Below are 25,542 nucleotides of genomic sequence, written 5' to 3' on the forward strand. Positions count from 1 at the left end.
TACTGCTGAGCCGCGCAGCGACTAGGCCTCGAAGACCTCGTTCAGCAGGAGCTGCTGCTCCGCCTGGTGGCGCTTCGCCGAGCCGACGGCCGGCGACGAGCCGTGCGGCCGCGAGATGCGCCGCAGGCGCTCGCCCGCCGGAACCTCCGCGCCGACCGCCAGGTCGAGGTGGTCGATCAGGTTCAGGGCGATGAACGGCCACGCACCCTGGTTCGCCGGCTCCTCCTGGGCCCAGATGTACTTCGCCGCGTTCGGGAACTTGGCGATCTCCGCCTGGAGCTCCGCGCCCGCGAGCGGGTACAGCCGCTCGATGCGGACGATCGCGGTGTCCGTGATGCCGCGCTTCTCGCGCTCGGCTTCCAGGTCGTAGTAGAACTTGCCGGCGCAGAAGACGACCTTGCGGACCGCGTTCGCGTCCACCGTGGTGTCACCGATGACCGGACGGAACGAACCGGTCGTGAACTCCTCCGCCTTCGACGCCGCCGCCTTCAGACGCAGCATCGACTTCGGGGTGAAGACGATGAGCGGCTTGTGGTGCGGGTTGTGGACCTGCCAGCGCAGCAGGTGGAAGTAGTTCGACGGCAGGGTCGGCATCGCGACCGTCATGTTGTCCTGCGCGCACATCTGGAGGAAGCGCTCGGGACGCGCGGACGAGTGGTCCGGGCCCTGGCCCTCGTAGCCGTGCGGCAGGAGCAGCGTGACGCCGGAGGTCTGGCCCCACTTCTGCTCGGCCGAGGAGATGAACTCGTCGACGACGGTCTGCGCGCCGTTGACGAAGTCACCGAACTGGGCCTCCCAGAGGACCAGCGCGTCCGGGCGGGCCAGCGAGTAGCCGTACTCGAAGCCCATGGCCGCGTACTCGGAGAGCAGCGAGTCGTAGACGTTGTAGCGGGCCTGGTCGTCCGACAGGTACTGCAGCGGGGTGTAGTCCTCGCCGGTCTCCCGGTCGATGAGGACCGCGTGGCGCTGGCCGAACGTGCCGCGGCGGGAGTCCTGGCCGGACAGCCGGACCGGGGTGCCCTCCATCAGCAGCGAGCCGAAGGCGAGGGTCTCGCCCATGCCCCAGTCGATGGTGCCCTCGTCGATCATCGCCGCGCGGCGCTGCAGCTGCGGCAGCAGACGCGGGTGGACGGTGACGTGGTCGGGGATGTTGACCTGGGACTCGGCGATCCGCTTGACGACCTCCTGGGAGACCGCGGTGTTCACGGCGACCGGGAACTCCTGCGCGACCTGCGCGGGCGGCACCGGGGCGCCGGCGGGAGCCGTGGCGGCCTCGCGGACCTCCGCGAAGACCTTCTCCAGCTGGCCCTGGAAGTCCTGGAGCGCCTGCTCGGCCTCTTCGAGGGTGATGTCGCCGCGACCGATGAGGGACTCGGTGTACAGCTTGCGCACCGAGCGCTTCTTGTCGATCAGGTCGTACATCAGCGGCTGCGTGAACGCCGGGTTGTCGGACTCGTTGTGGCCGCGACGGCGGTAGCAGATGAGGTCGATGACCACGTCCTTGTTGAACGCCTGACGGAACTCGAAGGCGAGCCGCGCCACGCGGACCACGGCCTCCGGGTCGTCGCCGTTCACGTGGAAGATCGGCGCCTCGATCATGCGGGCCACGTCGGTCGCGTACATCGACGAACGCGAGGACTCCGGGGCGGCGGTGAAGCCGACCTGGTTGTTGATGACCACGTGCACGGTGCCGCCGGTGCGGTAGCCGCGCAGCTGCGACATGTTCAGCGTCTCGGCGACCACGCCCTGGCCCGCGAAGGCCGCGTCGCCGTGCAGGGCCAGCGGCAGGACGGTGAAGTCCGTGCCGCCCTTGTTGATGACGTCCTGCTTGGCGCGGGCGACACCCTCCAGGACCGGGTCCACGGCCTCCAGGTGGGAGGGGTTCGCGACGAGCGAGACCTTGATCTGCTCGCCGTCGAGGCCCGTGAAGGTGCCCTCGGCGCCCAGGTGGTACTTGACGTCGCCGGAGCCGTGCATCGACTTCGGGTCGAGGTTGCCCTCGAACTCGCGGAAGATCTGCGCGTACGACTTGCCGACGATGTTCGCGAGCACGTTCAGGCGGCCGCGGTGGGCCATGCCGATGACGACCTCTTCGAGGCGGGCCTCGGCGGCCGAGTCGATGACGGCGTCGAGCAGCGGGATGACGGACTCGCCGCCCTCCAGGGAGAAGCGCTTCTGGCCGACGTACTTCGTCTGCAGGAAGGTCTCGAAGGCCTCCGCCGCGTTCAGGCGGCGCAGGATGCGCAGCTGCTCCTCGCGCTCCGGCTTGGAGTGCGGGCGCTCGATGCGGTCCTGGATCCAGCGGCGCTGCTTCGGGTCCTGGATGTGCATGAACTCGACGCCGGTGGTGCGGCAGTACGAGTCGCGCAGCACGCCGAGGATGTCGCGGAGCTTCATCATCGACTTGCCGGAGAAGCCGCCGACCGCGAACTCGCGCTCCAGGTCCCACAGGGTGAGGCCGTGCTCGGTGATGTCGAGGTCGGGGTGCTTGCGCTGCTTGTACTCCAGCGGGTCGGTGTCGGCCATGACGTGGCCGCGGACCCGGTAGGAGTGGATCAGCTCGAAGACGCGGGCGGCCTTCGTGACGTCGTCGTCGTGAGAGGCGTCGATGTCGCGGTTCCAGCGGACCGGCTCGTACGGGATGCGCAGCGACTCGAAGACGCTGTCGTAGAAGCCGTCCTCGCCGAGCAGCAGGTTCGAGACGATGCGCAGGAACTCGCCGGAGGCCGCGCCCTGGATGACCCGGTGGTCGTAAGTCGAGGTCAGGGTCATGACCTTGGAGATGCCCAGCTTGTTCAGGGTGTCCTGCGAGGTGCCCTGGAACTCGGCGGGGTAGTCCATGGAGCCGACGCCCATGATGACCGACTGTCCGGGCATCAGGCGGGGCACGGAGTGCACGGTGCCCAGGCCGCCGGGGTTGGTCAGCGAGACGGTGACGCCGGTGAAGTCGTCCATCGTCAGCTTGCCGACACGGGCGCGGCGGACGATGTCCTCGTAGGCCTGCCAGAACTCGAAGAAGTTGAGGGTCTCGGCCTTCTTGATGCCGGCGACGACCAGCTGGCGGTCGCCGTTCGGCTTCACCAGGTCGATCGCGAGACCGAAGTTGATGTGCTCCGGCTTGACCAGGGTGGGCTTGCCGTCCTTCTCCGCGAAGGAGTAGTTCATCGACGGCATGGCCTTGATGGCCTGCACCATCGCGTAGCCGATGAGGTGGGTGAAGGAGATCTTCCCGCCCCGGGCGCGCTTCAGGTGGTTGTTGATGACGATGCGGTTGTCGAACAGCAGCTTCACCGGGACGGCGCGGACGGACGTGGCCGTCGGCACATCGAGGGAGGCGTTCATGTTCTTCGCCACAGCGGCAGCCGGGCCGCGGAGCGTCACCAGCTCGGGGCCCGCGGGGGCCTCGGTGGCGGGCGCGGCCTGCTTGGGGGCTGCGGGAGTGGAGGGGGCGGGCGCGGCCGGTGCGGCGGCCGGGGCCTGGGAGGTGACAGTCACAGCAGGGGCACCAGAGGGGGTGGCAGGAGCAGGGGCAGGAGCTGACACAGGCGGAGAGGTCGGCGCGGCGCCGGCCGCTCCGGTGGAGCCGGTGCGCGCACCGGGCGCGGCGCTCGCCGCCCCCGTGGCGGCGGCGTCGGCGGCCTGCGGGGCTGCGGTGACGGTGGCGGCGGCCTGTGCGGAGGCGCCGTCCGTCGTCGCAGGGGACTTCTTCGGCTCTTCGGCCTTCACCGGAGCGACAGGGCCCCCCGGCTTGTAGTCGGCGAAGAAGTCCCACCAGGCCCGGTCGACCGAGTTCGGGTCCTGGAGGTACTGCTGATAGATCTCGTCGACGAGCCACTCATTGGCACCGAAGCCTGAGGCGGGGTTCTTCCCGCCCTCTCCTGCTTCGGTCGTGGTGCTCGAGTTACTGGGGGACTGTGGCGACACGGCGGCAACCGCCCTCTTCCGCTTCACAAGGTATGGACAGCGGGAATAAAGGCTACGCCTCCTGGGCCGTGAGATGCAGACCGGGCGGGACTTACGTCATGCAGGTCACATCGAACGGCGGGTTTCACCGCCTGGAATGGCGGGAAACACGTGTGGTTCGGGTAGGGGGCACCGAGGTTGCGGCCTCCTGGCTTCGCACCCCTGACGGACCCCGGGCACGTGTGGCCGAGATCATGTCCTTCCCACTCGAACCCTACGTCAACTCGGCGCCTGCGAGCTGCCCGGAAGCGTGACGAGGATGCGGCAGCCCCGTGACGATTCGGCCACTCCGATCCGCCCCCCGTGCAGTTCCACCGCCCAGCGGGCGATCGCCAGGCCCAGTCCCGTGCCGCCGTCGCCGCCGCGCGCGCTGCCGCGGTTGAACCGCTCGAAGACCCGGTGCCGCTCCGCCTCGGGGATGCCGGGACCTTCGTCCCGTACCTCCAGCGCCAGGCTGCCGGGCGTCTCGCCGGTCCGCGCGCGGACCGTGACCCGGCCGTGCGGGGGGCTGTGCTTGACCGCGTTGTCGATCAGGTTCGCCACCACCTGGTGCAGCCGCTCGGCGTCCGCGTAGGCCGTCAGTTCGGGGGGGAACACGTCCAGGTGCAGGTGCACGTCGTTGCGGGTGTGCCCGCCGGACCCGGTGGACAGCCCCGGTCTGCCCGCTGCCGCCAGCGCCGACTCCTTCAGCACCCCCGACAGGTACGGCCACACCTCGAAGCGCCGGGCACGCAGCGGGACCACCCCGTTGTCCACCCGGGACAGGTCCAGCAGCGTCTCCACGAGCCGGCCGAGGCGCTCGGTCTGCTTCAGCATCGTGCGCATGGTCTCCGGATCGGCTGCCGAGACCCCGTCCACCACGTTCTCCAGCACCGCCCGCAGCGCCGCGATCGGCGTGCGCAGCTCGTGCGAGACGTTGGCGACCAGCAGCTTGCGGTGCCGGTCCACCGCCTCCAGGTCGTCCGCCATCAGGTTGATCGTTGAGGCCAGGTCGCCCAGCTCGTCGCGGCGCCCGGCGCCGCGCACCCGGCGGGTGTAGTCGCCCTGGGATATCGCCCGGGCCACCGTCGTCATGTCGTCCAGCGGCGAGGTCAGGCTGTGCGCCACGAACTGGGTGATCAGCATCGAGGCGATCACCGAGAAGACCGTGATGAACCGCAGCTCGGTGTCGGTGCGCAGGGCCACCAGCAGCAAGCCCGTCGTGATGAAGACCGAGACCACCACCAGGGTGCCCAGCTTGGTCTTGATCGAGAACGGCGAGAAGGGCCGCAGGGCCCCGGCGGACCGCTGCCTCGGTGCGCTGTTCACGCCTGCGCCGGGGTCTCCAGGGCGTACCCGACGCCGTGGACCGTACGGATCCGCTCTGCGCCGATCTTGCGGCGCAGGGCCTTGATGTGGCTGTCGACCGTCCGGGTCCCGGACGCGTCGGCCCAGTCCCACACCTCGGCCAGCAGCTGCTCCCGCGAGAGCACCGCACGCGGGGTACCGGCCAGGCACACCAGCAGGTCGAACTCGGTCGGCGTCAGGTGCACGTCCTCGGCCTGCACCCGGACCCGGCGCTGCGCGTGGTCGATCTCCAGGTCACCCAGGCGCAGCGTGGCCCCGCGGGGGGCGTGCGCGGCCAGGGTGGCCCGCTCCACGCGCCGCAGCAGTACGTGGACGCGCGCGGCCAGCTCGCGCATCGAGAACGGCTTGGTCATGTAGTCGTCGGCGCCCACCCCGAGCCCGACCAGCAGGTCGGTCTCGTCGTCCCGGGCGGTGAGCATCAGCACCGGCACCGGCCGCTGGGCCTGGACCCGGCGGCACACCTCCAGGCCGTCGAAGCCCGGCAGCATGATGTCGAGGACCAACAGCTCGGGCAGCCAGCTCTCGGCCGCGGCGACGGCGGCCGGGCCGTCCGAGGCCGTCTGCACCTGGAAGCCCTCGGCCCGCAGGCGGGCCGCGATCGCCTCCGCGATGGTGTGGTCGTCCTCGACGACGAGTACGCGCCGCTGGGCGCCGGGGGTCGCCGATGCGCCGTTGTGGGTGGTGTGTGTCTGTTCCATGTCCCGGTCCCGCCCCATGAAGATCTGCGTGGTGGGGTGCAGCGTAGAGGAGGCACCGGCCTGCGGCTATGCGGGGTTCGGACAGGGCATTTGTGCTGATCATCCTGGTACTGGGGGGGATGTACCGGGTGCCGGACCCCCCACTGGACCGGCACCCGGCGGGCGAGGAGGCGACGCCGCCTCGCTGTCCGTGTGCCCTACAGCGACAGTCCGTATCCGTGGGGGAAGACCGGGTTCTGCGTGTCGTTCGGGACGTCGGGGCGCGAGGCCTCGACGGCCCGCATCGAGCGGGGGAGCTCGAAGGGGAGGCGGCCCTCGGGGACGGCGCGGCCGAAGGCCACGTCCAGCAGGGCGGCGTCGGAGGCGCCGTAGTCGGCGATCAGGGCCGCCGCGCGCCCGGCGATCTCCGGGATGACGGCGGGGCGTTCCAGGTTGATGCAGACCAGGGTCGGGACCTGGTCCAGCAGGCTCAGGATCTCGGCGAGTTCGGTTTCGGGGAAGGCGAGGGAGCCCGAGTGGAAGAAGGACTCGAAGATGTTCTCGCGCGGCTCGTACGGGGTCCGCAGGCGCAGCACGGCCACATCGGCCTCGGCCGGGTCGGTGACGACCTCGCCGTACTCGGCGGCGACGGCCTCGTCCACGTTCCTCACGTACAGCCTCGGTTTCGCGGATCGCACGGGTGGCGCGGATCGCGCAGATCGCACGGAGAGTTTCGCGGAGAGCGGAAGGAATCCTTCCGGATTTGTCAGGACAGTGAGCGAGCGGCGCTGCGCCGCGGCGCCCCGCGCCGTGAAATCGGCCCGGCCCACCGTCTCGGCCGCCGCGTCCGGGTCCACGTACGGGTTCTCGAACAGGCCGAGCCGGAACTTCTCGCGCAGCAGGCGGCGTACGGAGTCGTCGATGCGGGACTCGGCGGTCCGGCCCGAGCGGACCAGCTCCACGATCACCTCCGGACACTGCTCGCCGCCGAACTGGTCGGAGCCGGCGTCCAGGACGCGGGCCGCGCGCTCGGCGACGCTCAGGTGCTCCAGTCCCCAGGCGCGCGCCGGATGCGTCTGGCCGAAGATCGCCGCGTCCGTGAGCAGGCCCCAGTCGGTGCAGACGATGCCGTCGAAGCCCAGCTCTTCGCGCAGCAGGCCGGTGACGACGCCCTTGCTGAAGCCGAAGCCGACCTCCTCCCAGTCGGTGCCGACCGGCTGGCCGTAGTACGGCATCATCTGCGCGCAGCCGGCGGCGATGGCGGCCTTGAAGGGCTCCAGGTGGTGCTCGCGCATGCCGCCCGGATAGACCTGCTCCTTGCCGTGGGCGAAGTGCGGGTCCTCGCCGTCCTTCTGGGGGCCGCCGCCCGGGAAGTGCTTGACCATGGCTGACACCGACGCGGGGCCGAGGGACGGGCCCTGGAGGCCGCGTACGTACGCCCGGACGAGCTCACCGGTCAGGCGGGCGTCGGAGCCGAAGGTGCCGGACTGGCGGGCCCAGCGGGGCTCGGTGGCCAGGTCGATCTGGGGGTGCAGGGCGACGCGGAAGCCGACGGCCAGGTACTCGCGGCGGACGGTGTCGGCGAACTCGAAGACCAGCTCGGGGTCACCGATGGCCGCCAGGCCCAGGGCCTCGGGCCAGGCGGAGAACGCCCCGGCGTTGAAGGAGGCGCCGACGTTGTCGGTGAAGGCGTGCCGCGGGTCGGTCGAGAGGGTGACCGGGATGCCGAGGCGGGTGGCCGCGGCCATCTCCTGGACGGCGTTCTGCCACAGGGCCATCTCGCGGGCCCCGTAGGTCCCCAGCAGGTTGAAGTGACTGAGGAGGCGGTCCCCGATCAGCTCGGGCGTGGTGAACGGGAGCATCGAGCCGTCGGTCTCGGTGACCGGGGTGCCGTCCGCGTTCATCATCAGCATGGAGTGGAAGAGCTGGCCGGCCTTCTCCTCCAGCGTCATCCGGGACAGCAGGTCCTCGACGCGCCGGTCCACGGGGAGAGTGGCGTCCAGATAGGGAAGACGACGCGCGGCGGGGATGGCGTTCATGGCCGTACTCCTCAGGGCGGTGGCGCGGACGCCCCAAGGTAGACGCGAAAACCATGCACCCACTAGGTTTTCAAAAAGTGACGTGGATCACTCTCCGAGGGGGGCCGGAACGGGCCGTCTAGGGTGGACGGCATGGCACAGCACAAGGGGCGCACGAGCCCGGGGGCCACCCCGGGGCCCACGGGCCGGGGGACCTACGCGGTGGGTGACGCCCGCCGGCAGAAGATCCTCGACACCGCGGTCGCGCACTTCGCCCGGTGGGGCTTCCATGCCTCCTCGCTGGCCCGGATCGCCGCCGACTGCGGGATCACCCAGGGCGGGCTGCTGCACCACTTCCGCGGCAAGGAGGACCTGCTGCTCTCGGTACTGGCGCACAGCGAACAGCACGACGTCGAACGGCTGTTCGGCGAGCCTGCCGAGTCGGTCGCCGCACACTTCGCCACCGTCGTCGCCCTCGCCGCCGACAACGAACGGCGGCCCGGCATCGTCCGGATGTTCACCACCCTGGTCGGCGAATCCGGAAACCCCGGGCATCCCGCGCACGAGTACTTCCAGCAGCGCTACGCCCGCGTGCTCGGCTACACCGTCGACCTGCTGGAAGCCGGCGTAGCGCGCGGCGAACTGCGCCCCGGCACCGACTGCGAGGCCGTCGGCCGGGAGATCCTGGCCGTGATGGACGGACTGCAGATCCAGTGGGGCCTGGCCCCCGGAAGCGTGGACATGCCGGCCAGGCTGCACGCCTTCCTCGACCGGCAGCTGCGGGTGCTCTCGGCCGCCGGGACGGGCCTGCCTAGCTCGGATTGAACGGCGGGAGGGCGTCCAGCACCTTCTGCAGGGCCGGGGCCAGGGCCTCCTGGGCGGCGGTCACCTCGTAGCCACCGTGCACGAAGGCGTACGTGAACCCGTCGAAGACGTTGCCCTCGCCCGTCGAAATCCGGGGCAGCCCGGCGAAGTCCGCGTCACGGAGGGCGGTGCGCAGCGCGGCCAGCCCGGCTTCCGAGAGCTTTCCGGTGCCCTCCGGCTTGGCCTTGCCGTCCAGCCGGGTCCACGAGCCGTCGCCCTTGACGACGAGCGTGTGGGTCTGGCCCGCGTAGCCACCGCTGCGGCTCACCCGGACGAGGGTCTCGTCAGCGGCGGGGGGCTTGCCGGCCGTCGGGCTCGCGGCGCCGCTCGGCAGCGGGGCCGTCGAGGCTGTGGGGGCTGTCGGGTCTGTCGGGCCAGGTGTGGCCGCCGTAGCGGTCTGCCGGGGCGTCGGAGGCGCGTCGTCGCCCCCACCGGATGCGGACGCCCCGCATCCCGCCAGGACCACCGCGCCCAGCACCGCTCCCGCCACCGCTCGGAACGCTCGCACACCCACCTCCGCAGGTACTCCCCCGAACCCCGAGTATGGAGTCCCCACGCCCGTTGCGACAGCACCCGGAGGCAGCCATCACCCGCATCGCCCCCTGGTCCCGGCGCGCCCTGCCCCCGCTGCTCGCCGTCCTCCTCGGTCTCTGGGGTCTGGAGCGGCGCGGCAGCATGTGGCGCGACGAGTCGGTCACCTGGCAGGTGGCCCACCGGCCGCTCGGCGGGCTCTGGGAGCTGCTGGGCCAGGTGGACGCGGTCCATGGTCTGCACTACCTGCTCATGCACGGCGTGTTCCTGGCCTGGGACGGCGGCCTGTGGGCCCTGCGGCTGCCCTCCGTGGCCGCCACCGCCCTCGCGTGCGCCGGGGTGGCCACGATCGGCCGCCGGCTGGCGGGGGAGCGGGCCGGGCTGATCGCCGGGCTCGGCTACGCCGTGCTGCCGCCCGTACAGATGTACGCCCAGGAGGGCCGCTCCTACGCCCTGGTCGCCGCGGCCGTGGTGTGGGCGACGTACCTGATGCTGCGCGAGCGGTGGGCGGCGTACGGGGTGGTGCTGCTGCTCGGCTGCTGGCTGCACGAGTTCGCGGTACTGGCCCTCCTCGCGCACGGTTTCACCGCCTGGCGCTCGCGCGGCTGGCGCCTCGCCGCCGGGGCCGTGGTGGCCCTGCTGCTGCCGCTCGCCGTGGTGAGCGCGCGGCAGGCGCAGCAGCAGCTCGGCTGGCTCGGGCGGCCGGCCTGGCAGGACTGGGTGGCGTACGGGGTTCTCGCGGCGGCCGCCCTGCTGCTCGCGCGGGGAGCGCCGGGAGAGCTCGTACGGGTGGCGCTGCCGCTCGCGCTGCTGCCGCCCGGCCTGCTGATGGCGGTCTCCCTGTTCGACCCCTGGTACGTCGACCGGTACGTGCTCTACGCGCTGGCCGGGCTCGCCCTGCTGGCGGGCGCCCGCCTGGCACCCGTCCGCGACTGGTGGCCTTGGCTCGCGGCCGCCGCCCTCCTCGTGTCCTTCGGCTTCTGGTCGGCGTGGCTGCGTACGCCCGAGAGCCGCAAGGACGACGTCCTCGCGGTGGCCGCCGCGGTCCGGGAGCAGGCACGGCCGGGGGACGCGGTGGTCTTCCTGCCGTCGCGGCGGCGCGAGTGGCTGCTGTCCTCGCCGGGCGTCTACGCGGGGCTGCGCGACGTCGCCCTGGACCGCACCCCGGCGGCATCGCACAGCCTGCAGGGCACCGAGCTGCCGTCACCGGCCCTCCGGGAGGCGCTGATCGAATCCCCGCGGGTGGTCGCCCTGCTGGACCCGGCCGGCCAGCCGCTGGATCCGTACCCGCGGGAGGCGGTGAAACGGCAGACGCTGGCGGCCTGGTTCGACCGGTGCTCGGTCACGGAGGTACGAGGGGCGCGGGTCGCCGTGTACGCCAGGCCGGGAGGCTGCGGCGGACCGTGAGCTGTGAGCTGTGAGCTGTGAGCTGTGAGCTGTGAGCTGTGAGCTGTGAGCCGTGAGGCCGTGACGCCGTGGGGCCGTGGGGCCGTGAGCCGGGCCGTGGGCCCTGTTCCCTGAATCTTGGTCCGGCCCGGACGCGTGCGCGCGCCGGGCCGTTGCGAGGATGGGGCGACCCGGTTCGCACAGGAGGCGCCGTATGCCCACGTCCCAGAACTCCCCGTCCCGAGGGGCCGATTCCGGGAACCCCGGACCGCTGGTCGGCGCGGACTGGCTCGCGGAGCGGCTCGCCGCGCCCGGGCTGGTGCTCTTCGACGCCTCCGTCGGCGTCCACCGCGGCGCCGCCCACCGGATTCCGGGCGCCCGCCCCTTCGACCTCGACGGGGAGCTGTCGGACCACGATGCCCCCGCCCCGCACACCATGCCGGATGCCGCCCGGTTCACCGAGGCGATGCGGGCCCTCGGCGTCGACGACACCTCCACCGTGGTCGTCTACGACGGCGCGGGCATCTACTCCAGCGCCCGCGCCTGGTGGATGCTGCGCGCCATGGGCTTCGACCGGGCCGCCGTGCTCGACGGCGGACTGCCGGCCTGGACGGCCGCGGGACTGCCCGTGGAGGCCACCGGCCCGGCGTACGAGGGCCCGCGCGGCTCCTTCACCGCCCGCCCCCGGCCCGGGCTGCTGGTCGACGGTGCCACCGTCGCCGCGGCCCTGGCCGACCCGGCGGCGGCCGTCCTCGACGCCCGCACCCGCGAGCGCTTCGCCGGCACCGCCCCCGAACCCCGCCCGGGCCTGCGCGGCGGCCACATGCCGGGCGCGTTCAACCTGCCCTTCGCCGAACTCCAGCGCCCCGACGGCCGGATGCGCCCGGCCGCCGAACTCCGCGCGGGCATCGGCGCGCTGACCGGTGACCGGGAGCGCCTTTACTTCAGCTGCGGATCGGGAGTGACGGCCTGCGTCCTCGCGCTCGGCGCCACCCTCGCCGGCTACCGCGACCTCGCCGTGTACGACGGCTCCTGGAGCGAGTGGGGCACCCCCTCGGACCAGCGGCCGGTGGTCACGGGCTGAGGGCGGCAGGGCGCGGGTTGGCCGGGCCGGTCGGGGCGGCCGGAGTGGTCGGGGGGCGCCCGGGGCCGGACCGGGGGTTAACCCCACCACCGGTCCGGGGACCGGCCCCATCGGCCGCGGGCGCTTCCCGCCCGAGACTCGTGACCATGACCTCTTACGCCGTGTCACCTCGCCCCGCCCGTACCGCTGTCGTCGTCCTCGGGGCGGGACTCCTCCTGGCGGGCTGCTCGTTCGGGGACGGCCCGCGGAAGACGGCGACCGCCGACGCCACGGTCACCGAGGCCGTCTCCGCGGTGGAGGTCAGCGGCGCCCGGGCGGGCTCGATCGAGGTCACCCCCGGATCCGGCCCCGGAGTCACAGTGCGCCGAACCGTCCACTACCGGGGCGACACCGTTCCCACGCCCGGACAACGGGTCACTTCGGGCGTGCTCACCTTCTCCGATGGCTGCACCGCCACCTGCTTCATCGACTACCGCCTGGAGGTTCCGGCCTCCGCCACGGTCAAGCTGGAGAGCAGCGGCGGCCGCATCACGGTGACGGGCGTGGCCGCGGCCGAGCTGAGGGCCGACTCCGGCGAGGTCCGGGCCGAGCGCATCGCGGGCCCGCTGAAGGCCCGTACCTCCTCGGGCGGGATCACCGCCTCCGGTCTGGCCGGCCCCACCGCCGAGATCCGCTCCGACTCGGGCGACGCCCACCTGGACTTCGCGCAGGCCCCGTCCTCGGTGCTCGCCGAAACCAGCTCGGGCGACGTCACCCTGAAGGTTCCCCGGGCCCCCTACCGGCTCGCGGTCACCACGACCTCCGGCGCCCGCGACGTCTCCCTCCCCGCGGACCCCTCGGCTTCCTCCCAGCTCTCGGCGAAGACCACCTCGGGCGACGTCCGCATCTCCGCGCCGACCGGGTGATCCCCCTCCGTTCGCCCCGGGCGAACGGAGGTTGGGGAACAATGGGCGGCGCACATGCATTGAGTCGGCATAGCTCAACTTCACTGCCGGAGGGAAGATCATGGCTTCGACGTCCGTAACGCTCACTCTGCCCGTGCTGCCGCTCGATGACGAGGTCGTGCTGCCTGGGATGGTCGTTCCGCTGGACCTGTCCGACGCCGAGGTACGCGGGGCCGTCGAGGCGGCCCAGGCGGCGGCGGGCAGCGGGAAGCCCCGGGTGCTGCTCGTGCCGCGGATCGACGGGAAGTACGCCGGCACCGGTGTGCTCGGGACCGTCGAACAGGTGGGGCGGCTCTCCGACGGGGACCCCGGCGCGCTCATCCGCGGCCGCGGGCGGATCCGTATCGGCGCCGGGACGACCGGGCCCGGGGCCGCGCTCTGGGTCGAGGGCGAGACCGTCGACGAGCACGTGCCGGACCCGCTCCCGGGTGCGGTCACCGAGCTCGTCAAGGAGTACAAGGCGCTCGCCACCAGCTGGCTGAAGAAGCGCGGGGCCTGGCAGGTGGTCGACCGGGTCCAGCAGATCGAAGGGGTGTCTGCCCTCGCCGACAACTCCGGGTACTCGCCGTTCCTGACGGTCGAGCAGAAGGTCGAACTGCTGGAGACCGCCGACCCGGTCGCCCGGCTCAAGCTGGCCGTCAAGGCACTCAGCGACCACCTCGCCGAGCAGGACGTCGCCGAGTCCATCGCCAAGGACGTCCAGGACGGCGTCGACAAGCAGCAGCGCGAGTTCCTGCTGCGCCGGCAGCTGGAGGCGGTCCGCAAGGAACTGCGCGAGCTGAACGGGGAGAATGAGGGCGAGGAGTCCGACGACTACCGCAGCCGCGTCGAGGCCGCCGACCTCCCAGAGAAGGTCCGCGAGGCCGCGCTCAAGGAAGTCGACAAGCTGGAGCGGGCCAGCGACCAGAGCCCGGAGGGCTCCTGGATCCGCACCTGGCTGGACACCGTCCTGGAGCTGCCCTGGAACGAGCGGACCGAGGACCGGTACGACATCCAGGGAGCGCGTGCCGTCCTCGACGCCGAACACGCCGGGCTGAGCGACGTGAAGGACCGCATCACCGAATACCTCGCCGTGCGCAAGCGGCGCACCGAGCGCGGCATGGGCGTGATCGGCGGCCGCCGCGGCGGGGCCGTGCTGGCCCTCGTCGGGCCCCCCGGCGTCGGCAAGACCTCCCTGGGCGAGTCCGTGGCGCACGCCATGGGCCGCAAGTTCGTCCGGGTCGCGCTCGGCGGCGTACGCGACGAGGCGGAGGTACGAGGACACCGCCGGACCTACGTCGGCGCCCTGCCGGGCCGCATCGTCCGGGCCGTCAAGGAGGCCGGGTCGATGAACCCGGTCGTCCTGCTCGACGAGATCGACAAGGTGGGCTCCGACTTCCGCGGCGACCCGGCCGCGGCCCTGCTGGAGGTCCTGGACCCGGCGCAGAACCACACCTTCCGGGACCACTACCTGGAGGTGGAGCTCGACCTCAGCGACGTGGTGTTCCTGGCCACCGCCAACGTCCTGGAGGCCATCCCCGAGGCCCTGGCCGACCGCATGGAGCTGGTCCGCCTCGACGGGTACACCGAGGACGAGAAGGTCGTCATCGCCCGCGACCACCTGCTGCCCCGCCAGCTGGAGCGCGCCGGCCTCGGCGCCGACGAGGTGGTCCTGGAGGAGGAGGCGCTCAGGAAGCTCGCCGGGGAGTACACCCGCGAAGCGGGCGTACGCACCCTGGAGCGGTCCATCGCGCGGCTGCTGCGCAAGGTGGCCTCGCAGCACGAACTGGGCGAGCGCGAGCTGCCCTTCAGCATCGGCGCCGACGACCTGCGCGGCCTGATCGGACGCCCGCACCACGTGCCGGAGTCCGCCCAGGACCCGGCGGAGCGGCGGACCGCGGTCCCCGGCGTGGCCACCGGCCTGGCGGTGACCGGCGCGGGCGGCGACGTGCTGTTCGTGGAGGCCTCGCTGGCCGATCCCGAGACGGGCGCGGCCGGCCTGACCCTCACCGGCCAGCTCGGCGACGTCATGAAGGAGTCGGCGCAGATCGCGCTCAGCTTCCTGCGCTCGCACGGCGCCGAACTGGAACTCCCGGTGGCCGACCTGAAGGACCGGGGCGTGCACATCCACTTCCCGGCGGGCGCGGTCCCCAAGGACGGCCCGAGCGCGGGCATCACCATGACGACGGCGCTCGCCTCGCTGCTCTCCGGACGTCAGGTGCGCACGGACGTGGCCATGACCGGCGAGGTCTCGCTGACCGGGCGGGTCCTGCCGATCGGCGGGGTCAAGCAGAAGCTGCTCGCCGCGCACCGTGCCGGGCTGACCACCGTCATCATCCCCAAGCGCAACGAGGCCGACCTGGACGAGGTCCCGGCCGAGGTGCTGGAGGGGCTGGAGGTGCACCCGGTGACCGATGTGCGCCAGGTCCTGGAGCTCGCCCTTGCACAGGCCCGGGCCGGGGCGGAGGTGCCGTTCACCACCGCCGCGTAGCGGAGCGGCACGGCGCCCGGGTCCCCGCTCCGGCGGGGCCCCGGGCCGTCGGTGTGCCCGCTGCGAAATACTGGCGGCCCACACACCACCGAAGGAGCCGTACGTGCACGGGAGCGAAGACCAGGAGTTCCTTGCCCTGGAGCGGGAGCTGTCCGTCTTCCTCAGGCGCGCCCGCGCCTCCTCCGGCGAGATGGCCCGCGAGCTGCACCCCGAGCTGGAGCCCGCCGCGTACGGACTCCTCACCCGCCTGGAGGCGGCGGGCCGGCAGCGGGCCACCGAGCTCGCCGCGTACTTCGGCGTCGGCAAGGCCACCATGAGCCGCCAGTTGCGGGCCCTGGAGGTGCTGGGACTGGTCGCGCGCGAGCCGGACCCCGCCGACGGCCGGGCCTTCCTGGTCGGCCTCACCGACGAGGGCCGCGAGCGGTTCCTGCGGGTACGGGACGCACGGCGCGAGCAGTACATGCGCAAGCTCGCCGGCTGGGACCGCGGCGAGGTCGCGGAACTGGCCCGGCTGCTCAACCAGCTGAACGCGGGCGCGGAGTAGGCCCGGAGCAGAGCCCCGGCGGCTGTCCCGGCGAGCAGTCCCGGAGCCGGCCCTCACAACTCCGCGTAGACCGCCGACGCGTCGTCGTGCCGCTTGTACCGGGCCGACGGGCGCGCCGGGTCGGACTCGATGGCGCGGACCCGGCCGATCAGCCCCTCCGCCCCCTCCTTCCGCAGCACCGCCAGGCACTGCCCCCAGTCACCCTCCCCGAACGTGTCCGTCCACCGGCTCGCCCCGTCCGTGAGCGCGGCCACCGCCCGGACCCGCCCGCGCGGGGTACGGCCCGTCACCGCCCGGCCCGCCACCTCCGGATCCGCCGCCGCCGTGAAGAAGCCGCCCTCCGCGTTCCGCAGCGTGTCCGCCGACTCCGGCGACCGCAGCATCTGGGGCGGGACCCGGTCCAGCCGGTCGTCGAGCACGGCCGTGACCTCACCGCCGGGCGCCTGCAGGAGGAGTACGGAATCCGAGAGCACGAGGTGCTCCACGTACTCCTCGTCCCAGCGGACGACGACCACCGTCGCCTGCGGCGTACGGACGTGAGAAAGGTCACAGGTGTCCCCGTGTGCCTCGGCCGTGGAGCGGACGGCCTCCGCCAGGATCCGGTCCAGCGGCATGTCCCGTCGCGATCCGGACAGTTCGGTCAATCGGCCGCCGAGCCGGGTCGCGAACCACGGCACTCCGTGCACGCACCCGTCGTCGCCGCGCGGCGGGGTGACCCCGTCCAGAGCCACCAGGACGCCGCCGCCCGAAGCGGGGATCGCGGCCGACACCCAGTCCTCATTGGGGCGTTCCGGGTTGCCGGGGGCGGAGGCGAGGTCGATGCGCATGCGGTGATTCTGCCGGGCGAGGGGTCCCGGAGCGCGACAGGTCCGTACCAATGGGGGAGGGGTGGGCGAGGGCGGCGGCCCGCGGGGCGCCCGAGGCCCCGGCCGGGGCCCCCGGGGGTGTGGGCGGGCATCCTGCCAAAGCCCGCGTGGATCTTTCAACCGCCTGTCCACGGACGCGCCCTGGCACCGGATGTCCGAGTTGGTCGCCAACTCATCCGTGATGTTCACTCGTTCGAGTGGCCGGGTGGGTGATGTGCGGCTCTCTTCCCATCACACTGCAAAGGTCTGAGGCGGTACGAGGGGGCGGGGCACGTTTACTTGTTGACCGGCCGTTACCTCGGCCACACGAGTAGACGAGCAAGAGCACACGTACAGGATTGCGAGCACCGGTGCAGAAGAAGCGGTCTCGGAAGAACGGCACCGCCACCGACGGCCCGGCCCCCGCAGGACGCCGCGTCCGCGTGCGCCGCAGGCTGGTCGTCAGCGTGGCCGTCGCCGGTCTCACCGTCCTCGCGGCAGGCAGCCCAGCCGTCGTCTCCGCCACGAGGGAACTGGGCGACTCCCAGCGCCTGGTCACCCTCGCGGACCGGACCCGGCAGACCCTCACCCTCGCGCACCTCCTCGGAGACGAGCGCGACGCCGTCGTCGAGTACGCCGCCAAGGGACGCCCCGGCGGGGCCAAGGGCCCCGTCCAGGAACGCACCGCCCGCACCGACCGGCAGCTCGCGGAGGTCCAGGCCGACGCCGACGAGCCGACCGCCCTCGCCATCGCCCGCGTCCAGGCCGTCCGCACCGAGGCCGTCGACGGCAAGGGCAGCGCCCTCGCCGCCCAGCAGGCCTACGCCGGAGTCATCGCGGAACTGCTCGCCCCCGGCGACCGGCTCGCCGAACTGACCCCGCCGCGCGCCGTGGCCGCCCTCGCCACCACCCGCCCCATGGCCCCGCTGGGCCAGGCGGTCGAACAGGCCTCCGCCACCCGTGGACTGCTGCTCGCCGCACTGGCCGTCCCCCGCGGCGAGCAGCTCCCCAACTCGGCCGTGGTCGACGAACTCACCACCGCCGCCCAGCGCTCGCGCGTACGGGAACAGGCCGCCCTGGACGACTTCGCCCGCGCCGCGCGGCCCGACGTACGCCAGACCCTCGCCGCCACCGTCACCGGACCCGAGGTCAAGGCGGCCGACGACTACCTCAAGCGGCTCACCGAGCGGCCCACCCTGTCCTCCGCCGACCGCAGGACCGACGCGGCCGCCGTCGGCTCCGCGCTCACCGCCCGCATCGACCGGATGCGGTCCGTCGAGTCCACCCTCGCCGGACAGCGCGCCTCCGCGCTCGCCGCCCTGCGCGACGACGACGTGACCCGGCTCGAAACCCTGATCGCCGTGCTGGGCGTGCTGTTCCTGATCGTCGTGGGCGTCTCGACCGCCGTGGCCCGCTCGCTGACCCGGCCGCTGTCCGTCCTGCGCCGCGGCGCCGAGCGGCTGGCGACGCCGGAGGGCTCGGTGGAACCGGTCCGGTTCACGGGCCGCAACGACGAGTTCGCCGAGGTCGTACGGCACCTGAACGCGGTCCGCGACCAGACCGTCTCCCTGCACACCCGGATCGCCGGACTCGACGCCGACCGACGCCGGATCATCGGCCGCAACGAGGCACTGACCTCGGGCCGCGAGGTGCTGGAGGAGGAGCTGTCGACGCTTCGGGCCGGGCTCGAAGAGCACCGCCGCATCATGTCGACGACCTCCGTCTCGCTGTCGCTGCGGACCCTGGGCCTGGTGGAGCGCCAGCTCGCGGTCATCGAGGAGCTGGAGTCCAAGGAACAGGACCCCGACCGGCTGGCGACCCTGTTCAAGCTCGACCACCTGGCGACCGTGATGCGCCGCCACAACGAGAACCTGCTGGTCCTCGCCGGGCAGGAACACGGCCACGGCCAGGGGCTGCCGGTACCGCTGGTCGACGTCATGCGGGCGGCGGTGAGCGAGATCGAGCGCTACGAGCGCGTCGACCTCGCCGCGCTGCCCTCGCACACCCAGGTCGCCGGGCACGCGGCCGACGACATCTCGCACGTCCTGGCCGAACTGCTGGAGAACGCGACGACGTTCTCGCCGCCGGACGCCAAGGTCAGGGTTTCCGGGTGGCTGCTGGACTCCGGCGACGTGGTGCTGTCCGTCGTCGACGAGGGCATCGGGGTCACCGAGGACCGGCTGGAGGCACTGAACGCCCGGCTGTCCACGCCCGAGGCCTACGACGAGGAGCCCGAGGCGGAACACGGGCTGGGCCTCGGCCTGTACGTGGCCGGACGCCTCGCGGCGCGCCACGGCGTCACCGCGGAGCTGCGTGCCCCGCGGCACGGCGGCACCGAGGCCCTGGTGGTCGTCCCGGCCGCGCTGCTGCCCGCGACCCCGCCGGCCTCCCCGGTGCACACCCTGGCCACGCCGGGCGCGCCCGCGCTCCGCCTGCCGGGCGTGGTCGCGGAGGCGAACGAGAACACCCTGCCGAGCCGCCTGCGCGGCGAGGCGGCACCGGCGGAACCGCAGCCGGGCCTGGAGCCCGGCCCGGACGGTGCCGTCCTGCCGGACGAGGCCCCGGCGGCGATGCCGGACCCCGCCGTGCCCTCGGCCGCCGCTGGGGAGCCGGAGCCGGAGCCGGTCCTGGACAGCGCCGGCTTGCCGGACGAGGCCCTGGCAGACGAGGCCCTGGCGGCCGCTGGCGCGGAGCCACAGGCGCAGACGGTTTCCGACCCGGCGGTTCCGGCGCAGCGGGTCTCGGCCGGGCCGCACCCGGCCGTCGAGCCGCAGTCCGCGTCCGTGGCCGAGCCTGCCGAGGAGCTTTTGGCCCGGGTCGTGCCCGAAGCCGACGCCGCGGCGCCGACGGCGCCCACGGTCTCGGACCCGGCGGCTCCGGCGCAGCCGGTCTCGCCCGGGCCCGTGGCCCCGTCGGCGGACCGGCTGCCGCCCGCAGAGCAGGTCTTCACCGTCCCCACGCCGGCAGCAGCCCCCGCGGAAGCCCCCGCGGCGGAGGTCCCGGCCGGGCCCGGTCCCGAGGAGCAGTTGCTCGCGCGGGTCGTCCCCGACGCGGACGGGGGAGCCTTCGGGGGGCCGGACCCCGAGCCGGGGATCCCGACCGCGGCGCACGATGCCGGGCAAGGTGCCGACGTACGGGAAACACCGACCGAGCCGGATCCGCACAGCCACGCGACCGCCGAGGCCGACTGGATCCCCCGGCAGGGCAGCCACCCCGCCGACCCCGGCGAGGCGGAGCCCGTCACCGACAAGGGCCTGCCGAAGCGGACCCCGCGGTCCGTCGCCACCCCTCGCACGGCCGGCACACGGCCCGAGCCGCCGCGCCGCGTCGACGCCGACGAACTGCGCCGCCGCCTCGGCGGGTTCTACCAGGGCGCCCAGGACGGGCGGCGCGTGGCCGCCGCCGAACTCGCCCGCGACCCGGGGCGCGAGCACGCGTGGGACCGGGAGCAAGGACACGGACACACCGACCAGGGGGACACCGCACAGGAGGCACGCACATGACCGCGCCCAGTACGTACGGACTGAGCACCCAGGCCCGCAACCTGCAATGGCTGCTGACCGACCTGGTCAAGGAGGTACCCGGCGTCAACTCCGTCGCCGTCGTGTCCTCGGACGGGCTCCTGCTCCTGTCCTCGGACCCCGCGACGGACGGCGCCGCCGCAGCCCCGCAGGCCACGAGCAAGGGCAAGGCCAAGGGCCCGCGGGGCGCGTCCGCCGACCTGGCGACCATCGTCTCCGGCCTCGGCAGCCTCACCAGCGGCGCGGCCGCCCTGATGGAGGGCGGTTCCGTCAAGCAGACCATGGTGGCGATGGAGCACGGCTCCGTCTTCGTCATGGCCATCAGCGACGGCTCACTGCTGGGCGTGCACGCCACCCCCGACTGCGACATGAGCGTCGTCGCCTACCACATGGCCTTGTTCGTCGGCCGCGCCGGCCACGTCCTGACCCCCGAAGTCCGCAGTGAGCTGCGCCAGTCGATGGAGAAAACCCCGTGAGGAGTCCGGCCTCCGACCGGCTGCCGATACGCGGCGCCGACCGCCGCCCCGCCCGCGTACGCCCGTACTCCCTCACGGGAGGCCGCACCCGGTTCACGCAGGTCCTGCTGGTGGAGACCTTCGTCGCCGCCCTGGACACCAAGGTGTCCGAGCCGCAGAAGCCCGACCGCATGCCCGAGCTGCCCGCCATCGTCGAAGTCTGCCGCCGCATGCGCACGATCGCCGAGATCGCCGCGCTGCTGAAGCTGCCGCTCGGTGTGGTCCGCGTCCTGGTCAGCGACCTCGCCGACCAGGGCCGGATCCGCGTCTACGGAACGGGCCACGGCACGGGCCGGCCCGAACGCGCGCTGCTCGAAAGGGTGCTCAGTGGTCTTCGCCGTCTCTGACCCTCCGGTGCCGGACGTGTCGGGCGTGGCGGACGACGAGGCCGTCCAGCCCTGGCAGTACGACCGCTCCCGCGCGCCCGTCGCCGTCAAGGTGCTGGTCGCAGGCGGTTTCGGCGTCGGCAAGACCACCTTCGTGTCCTCCGTCTCCGAGATCACCCCGCTGCGCACCGAGGCGGTGATGACCCAGGCCAGCGTCCCGACCGACGACCTGTCCGCGACCCCGGACAAGAACACCACCACCGTCGCGATGGACTTCGGCCGCGTCACCCTCGACGACGACCTCGTCCTCTACGTGTACGGGACCCCCGGCCAGGAGCGGTTCTGGTTCATGTGGGACGACCTGGTGCGCGGAGCCATCGGCGGCATCGTGCTGGCCGACACCCGCCGGCTGCGCGACTGCTTCCCCGCCCTCGACTACTTCGAGAGCTGCGGGCTGCCGTACGCCGTCGCCGTCAACCACTTCGAGGGCACCGCGTCGTACGAGCCCGAGGACGTGCGCGAGGCGCTCACCGTCCCGCCGGACGTCCCCGTCGTGATCATGGACGCGCGGCGCCGCTCCACGGTCGTCGAATCCCTGCTGACCCTGGTGGGCCACGCCCTCGACACCACTCCCGAATAGAGCACCCCCGAACAGAGAACGTGAGAGATGCGCAAGATACTTGTCGTCGGAGCCGGGCAGTCCGGCCTCCAGCTCGCCCTCGGACTCCAGTCGAAGGGGTACGAGGTCACCCTCATGTCCAACCGGACGGCGGACGAGATCCGCACCGGGCGGGTGATGTCCACGCAGGTCATGTTCGACACGGCACTCCAGCACGAGCGTGATCTCCAGCTCAACTTCTGGGAGCAGCAGGCCCCCAGGATCGAGGGCCTCGGCGTTTCCGTCGCCGCCCCCGACGGCAGCCGCCCCATCGACTGGCTGGGCGACCTCAAGGCGTACGCGCAGTCCGTCGACCAGCGCGTGAAGATGGCCGGCTGGCTCGACACCTTCGTGGAGCGCGGCGGGCAGCTGGTCATCCACGGTGCGTCCGTCGCCGACCTCGACTACTTCTCCCGTACGTACGACCTGGTGCTGGTGGCCGCCGGCAAGGGCGAGCTGGTGTCGATGTTCGGCCGGGACGCGGCCCGCTCCCCGTACGACGCCCCGCAGCGCGCGCTGGCCGTCAGCTACGTGCACGGGCTCGGCCCGCGCCCGGAGCACCCGGAGACCGAGGCCGTGCGGTGCAACCTGGTCCCCGGTGTCGGCGAGCTGTTCGTCATGCCGACGCTCACCGTCTCGGGGCGGGCGGACATCCTGTTCTGGGAAGGCATCCCGGGCGGGCCGCTGGACGTCTTCAAGGGCGTCACGGACCCGGCGGAGCACCTGACGCTCACGCTGGAACTGATGGAGAAGTACACGCCGTGGGAGTACGCGCGTGCCACGAAGGTGGAGCTGACGGACGCGAACGCCACGCTCGCCGGCCGGTACGCGCCGGTGGTCCGCGAGCCCATCGGGCGGCTGCCGGGCGGCGGGCTGGTACTGGGCGTCGCGGACGTGGTCGTCGCCAACGACCCGATCACGGGCCAGGGCTCGAACTCCGCCGCCAAGTGCGCGGCCTCGTACCTCTCGTCGATCCTGATGCACGGGGACAGCCCGTTCGACGAGGCGTGGATGAAGGCGACGTTCGACAAGTACTGGTTCACCACGGGCAAGCCGGTGACGCAGTGGACGAACGCGATGCTGGGCGTCCCGCCGGAGCACGTGCTGAACCTGATCGGCGCGGCCGGGCAGCTCCAGCCGGTGGCGAATCGATTCGCCAACGGCTTCGACAACCCGGCCGACTTCGACGCGTACTTCTACGACCCGCAGGACACCGCGGACTACGTGGCGGAGGTCGCGTCGTCGGTCTCCGGCGCTTCCGGCGCCTCCTCTTCCGAGTAACCGGTGTCGTCCCCCGCCGTCGCGTCCTCGGGCAGTGGCGGCGGGGTGAACTCCGCGAGCGGCTTCCCGTCCGGATCGGGTCGCACGGCCCCGAGCAGCGGGTTCGCGGCGATCGGTGACACCTTGACCTTCGCTCCCGGTCGCGGCGCCTGGATGACCTTCCCCTCACCCACATACAGGCCCACGTGGGTGGCCTTGGGGAAGTAGACCACCAGATCCCCGGGCCGCAGCTGGTCCAGCGGCACCCTCGGCAGCCGCGCCCACTGTTCCTGGCTGGTACGGGGGATGGCGCGGCCGGCGTGTGCCCACGCCTGCGAGGTCAGCCCGGAACAGTCGAAGGACCCCGGGCCCTCGGCGCCCCACACGTACGGCTTGCCGATCTGGGCAGCCGCGTAGGTGAGGGCCGCGCCGCCCGCGGCCGTGGGGGTACCGGCGCGGGTGGGGAGCCGGCCGGAGTCCACGAGCTCCCGCTGCGCGACGGCGGTGTCACGGGCCTCCCGCGCGCCGAGCTGCGCGAGCTGCTCGGCGGTCAGCGAGGCCAGCACCCGCTCGACCTCCTTGAGCTGCACCGCCACCTCGTCCTTCTGCTGCCTGCGCCGCGCGGCCAGCTCCTGCTGGGAGTCCAGCGCCTTGCGCGCCCGGGCGGCGAGGGCGTCCGCCACCCGCTCACCACGGGTGAGCCGCTTCAGTACGGCGGCCCGCCGGGCGCCCTCGCGGGCGACGAGGCGGCGCTGGTCCAACACGGCCTGCGGGTCCCCGGCGAGCAGCATCCGGGCGTACGGGGAGAGGCCGCGGCTGCCCTGGTACTGCTCCCGGGCGAGCTGTCCGAGCAGCGCCCTCTCGGATCCGAGGGCGCTACGGGCCCTGCCGGACTCGGCGGCGAGCCGCCGCTCCTCATCCTGGCTGGACTTGAGGGCGACTTCGGTGGCGTTGTAGGCCTCGCTGGCTTCCTCGGCCTTCTGGTAGAGCCCTTGCAGACGGGCGAGCAGCACCCCGACGTTCTCACCGGCCGTCGGTTCGGCCCGGACGGCGGGGGCGCCGGGGGCGGCCCGGTCGGCGGGGACGGTGGGGACAGGGCGGGCGGTGGGGACGGCCGGGACAGCATGGGCGGTGGGGGCGGTGGGGGCGGTGGGGTCGGCCGGGACAGGGGGGTCGGCCAGGGTGGCCGGGGCGGCGGGGTCGGCGGGGACAGTGGGGAGCGGCCCGGCGTGAACGACGGGCAGCGGCCCGGCCGTGACGAGCACCGCGGCGATGCAGGCGGCACGAAGCAGCCGATAAGACAATGTGATCACCTCCGAGTCCGCTGATGCTGCCACGCCTGGTACGACAAATCCCCCAACGGTGTCGGCAGGCCCGGGCAGCTCACCCGGTTGGGGGCCTCAGCTGGGTGGTGTCAGGAAGGTGGGCCGGAGGCTTCGGGTCGACGGGTAGGGCTGACTCGGCATCAGGTGGCGGGCGGAGGCTGCAAGAGGGCGGAGTAGCTGACCCGGAATCAGGTGGGGCGGGTCGGTGGCTTCGGGTTGTCGGGAGCCGCTTACTCCGGATCAGGGTGGGGCTGGGGGTTTCCCGTCCGTCCCATCGTCTTCCGGGTCGGGCCGGTCCCTCAAGGGCGCTCCTTCGTCGCGTCGCTTCGCGATGTCGCTGCGCTCCACCCTTGACCGACCGGCCCGACCCGGAACATTCGAGGACAGACGGGAAGCCCCCAAAAGAACGGTCACCAGTGTTCGAGAGGGGAGCGAGGGTCATCAGGGATGCGGGGGCACGGTTCCCCGCAGGGCCGGCCAAGCCCCGTCACCGCCCCCGGTCAGCGGTGGGGGCGCGGGCACCAGCCCCATCTACACCAGACAGCGACCAGCAGCCGATCGGGAGCGGGGGCGCGGCAAATCGCTACGCGCTCCTCACGTCTCGGCGTCCAACGGCCGTCTGGGGCTGGGAACAGGCCGCCACCAATCGCTACACAGCTGAGGTGACCCGGCGGCGACCACCCCGGCATATGGCTGGTCATAAGCCGCCCGACCCCTCACCTGAGCACTCCCGTCAGGCGCCTGTAGGTAGTTGGGGGCGCGGACGACGTCTGCCGGCACCACAAAAGAGCAGAAGAGGCCGGTGGTGGGCGCCGGGCGGGTGCCGGGCGGGCGCGCTGGCGGGGCGCCTTGCGGGCACGCTGGCGGGCGCCGTGCGGGTAGTGCGGGGCAAAAAGGACGGCTGGCGGAGTGTGGTGCCGGATTTTTCGGTCTCCCGCTCCGGGAAGTGATCCACTCACTCTCAACTCGCATCCAAATGGGGGCAAACTGCCCGCTGTCGCGTCCCTGGGGACGTCTGCAGTGATCGTGGGCGGCTTTTGTCCAGCCCCGGACGGCCGCCGGACGCTTGGGCGTGAGAAGCGCGTAGCGATCTGACGCGTCTGCCCGCTGCCGCGTGCCGGGAGACGTCTGCTGTGATCGTGGGCGGCTTATGTCCAGCCCCGGACGGGCGCCGGACGCTTGGGCGTGAGAAGCGCGTAGCGATCTGACGCGTCTGCCCGCTGCCGCGTGCCGGGAGACGTCTGCTGTGATCGTGGGCGGCTTA

General features: G+C 72.7%; 18 protein-coding genes. 11 read left to right on the forward strand and 7 right to left on the reverse strand.

The annotated features are described in order from the left end of the window. Positions 1-21: 21 nt before the first annotated feature. The 4 genes from AB0D48_RS09740 to AB0D48_RS09755 all read right to left on the reverse strand — a co-directional run bounded on the left by AB0D48_RS09740 (position 22) and on the right by AB0D48_RS09755 (position 8,026). Positions 22-3,924, reverse strand: a complete 3,903-nt coding sequence (locus AB0D48_RS09740; RefSeq protein ID WP_362392833.1) for a multifunctional oxoglutarate decarboxylase/oxoglutarate dehydrogenase thiamine pyrophosphate-binding subunit/dihydrolipoyllysine-residue succinyltransferase subunit — start codon at positions 3,922-3,924, stop codon at positions 22-24. Between the two features lie 258 nt (positions 3,925-4,182). Continuing rightward, positions 4,183-5,271 (reverse strand): HAMP domain-containing sensor histidine kinase, encoded by a 1,089-nt coding sequence (locus tag AB0D48_RS09745; protein ID WP_362392836.1) that lies wholly within the window; start codon positions 5,269-5,271, stop codon positions 4,183-4,185. After that, positions 5,268-6,008: a response regulator transcription factor gene (locus tag AB0D48_RS09750; protein WP_362392839.1), complete on the reverse strand. Its 741-nt coding sequence runs from the start codon at positions 6,006-6,008 to the stop codon at positions 5,268-5,270. Before AB0D48_RS09750 ends, AB0D48_RS09745 begins: the two co-directional genes overlap by 4 nt. Positions 6,009-6,205: 197 nt before the next feature. After that, the gene (locus tag AB0D48_RS09755; RefSeq protein ID WP_362392842.1) at positions 6,206-8,026 is read right to left on the reverse strand and encodes a glycoside hydrolase family 3 N-terminal domain-containing protein; all 1,821 of its coding nucleotides are present in this window, start codon (positions 8,024-8,026) and stop codon (positions 6,206-6,208) included. Positions 8,027-8,158: 132 nt separating this feature from the next. On the opposite strand from AB0D48_RS09755, the gene AB0D48_RS09760 reads away from it, so the two are divergent. After that, positions 8,159-8,830, forward strand: coding sequence for a TetR/AcrR family transcriptional regulator (locus AB0D48_RS09760; RefSeq protein ID WP_362392845.1), 672 nt, complete (start codon positions 8,159-8,161; stop codon positions 8,828-8,830). Here AB0D48_RS09760 and AB0D48_RS09765 read toward each other — a convergent pair. Further along, positions 8,817-9,137, reverse strand: a complete 321-nt coding sequence (locus tag AB0D48_RS09765; protein WP_362392848.1) for a hypothetical protein — start codon at positions 9,135-9,137, stop codon at positions 8,817-8,819. The genes AB0D48_RS09760 and AB0D48_RS09765 overlap by 14 nt on opposite strands. A gap of 293 nt (positions 9,138-9,430) precedes the next feature. On the opposite strand from AB0D48_RS09765, the gene AB0D48_RS09770 reads away from it, so the two are divergent. From AB0D48_RS09770 to AB0D48_RS09790, 5 genes are all read left to right on the forward strand, one after another. Beyond that, entirely contained in the window at positions 9,431-10,807 is a 1,377-nt protein-coding gene (locus tag AB0D48_RS09770) for a glycosyltransferase family 39 protein (protein WP_362392850.1), read from the forward strand. 193 nt (positions 10,808-11,000) lie between these two features. Then, positions 11,001-11,870, forward strand: coding sequence for a sulfurtransferase (locus tag AB0D48_RS09775; protein WP_362392853.1), 870 nt, complete (start codon positions 11,001-11,003; stop codon positions 11,868-11,870). Between the two features lie 146 nt (positions 11,871-12,016). After that, positions 12,017-12,775, forward strand: coding sequence for a DUF4097 family beta strand repeat-containing protein (locus tag AB0D48_RS09780; RefSeq protein ID WP_362392856.1), 759 nt, complete (start codon positions 12,017-12,019; stop codon positions 12,773-12,775). A gap of 100 nt (positions 12,776-12,875) precedes the next feature. Then, positions 12,876-15,284: an endopeptidase La gene (gene lon, locus AB0D48_RS09785; RefSeq protein WP_362392859.1), complete on the forward strand. Its 2,409-nt coding sequence runs from the start codon at positions 12,876-12,878 to the stop codon at positions 15,282-15,284. A gap of 103 nt (positions 15,285-15,387) precedes the next feature. Then, positions 15,388-15,828: a MarR family transcriptional regulator gene (locus tag AB0D48_RS09790; protein ID WP_362392862.1), complete on the forward strand. Its 441-nt coding sequence runs from the start codon at positions 15,388-15,390 to the stop codon at positions 15,826-15,828. A gap of 53 nt (positions 15,829-15,881) precedes the next feature. Here AB0D48_RS09790 and AB0D48_RS09795 read toward each other — a convergent pair whose 3' ends face one another. After that, complete coding sequence (locus AB0D48_RS09795) at positions 15,882-16,655, reverse strand: hypothetical protein (protein ID WP_362392864.1); 774 nt, start codon at positions 16,653-16,655, stop codon at positions 15,882-15,884. Positions 16,656-17,044: 389 nt separating this feature from the next. Between AB0D48_RS09795 and AB0D48_RS09800 the strand changes: the two genes are divergently transcribed. From AB0D48_RS09800 to AB0D48_RS09820, 5 genes are read left to right on the forward strand one after another with little or no spacing between them, the layout of a single operon-like run. Further along, a complete protein-coding gene (locus AB0D48_RS09800) occupies positions 17,045-20,176 on the forward strand; it encodes a nitrate- and nitrite sensing domain-containing protein (RefSeq protein WP_362392867.1) in 3,132 nt (1,043 codons plus the stop codon). Further along, positions 20,173-20,670, forward strand: a complete 498-nt coding sequence (locus tag AB0D48_RS09805; RefSeq protein WP_362392870.1) for a roadblock/LC7 domain-containing protein — start codon at positions 20,173-20,175, stop codon at positions 20,668-20,670. The genes AB0D48_RS09800 and AB0D48_RS09805 overlap by 4 nt, the downstream gene beginning before the upstream one ends. After that, positions 20,667-21,056 carry a DUF742 domain-containing protein gene (locus AB0D48_RS09810; RefSeq protein ID WP_362392873.1) on the forward strand — a complete coding sequence of 130 codons (390 nt, stop codon included), beginning with the start codon at positions 20,667-20,669 and terminating at the stop codon, positions 21,054-21,056. Before AB0D48_RS09805 ends, AB0D48_RS09810 begins: the two co-directional genes overlap by 4 nt. Before the next feature lie 16 nt (positions 21,057-21,072). Next, complete coding sequence (locus AB0D48_RS09815) at positions 21,073-21,675, forward strand: ATP/GTP-binding protein (RefSeq protein WP_362392876.1); 603 nt, start codon at positions 21,073-21,075, stop codon at positions 21,673-21,675. Positions 21,676-21,702: 27 nt separating this feature from the next. Further along, the gene (locus tag AB0D48_RS09820) at positions 21,703-22,974 is read left to right on the forward strand and encodes a styrene monooxygenase/indole monooxygenase family protein (protein ID WP_362392879.1); all 1,272 of its coding nucleotides are present in this window, start codon (positions 21,703-21,705) and stop codon (positions 22,972-22,974) included. On the opposite strand, the gene AB0D48_RS09825 is transcribed toward AB0D48_RS09820, so the two are convergent. Beyond that, positions 22,914-24,290, reverse strand: a complete 1,377-nt coding sequence (locus AB0D48_RS09825) for an NlpC/P60 family protein (RefSeq protein WP_362392881.1) — start codon at positions 24,288-24,290, stop codon at positions 22,914-22,916. The genes AB0D48_RS09820 and AB0D48_RS09825 overlap by 61 nt on opposite strands. Between the last annotated feature and the right edge of the window lie 1,252 nt (positions 24,291-25,542).

The organism is Streptomyces sp. NPDC048269 (genome assembly GCF_040652395.1).
Classification (GTDB): Bacteria; Actinomycetota; Actinomycetes; order Streptomycetales; family Streptomycetaceae; genus Streptomyces.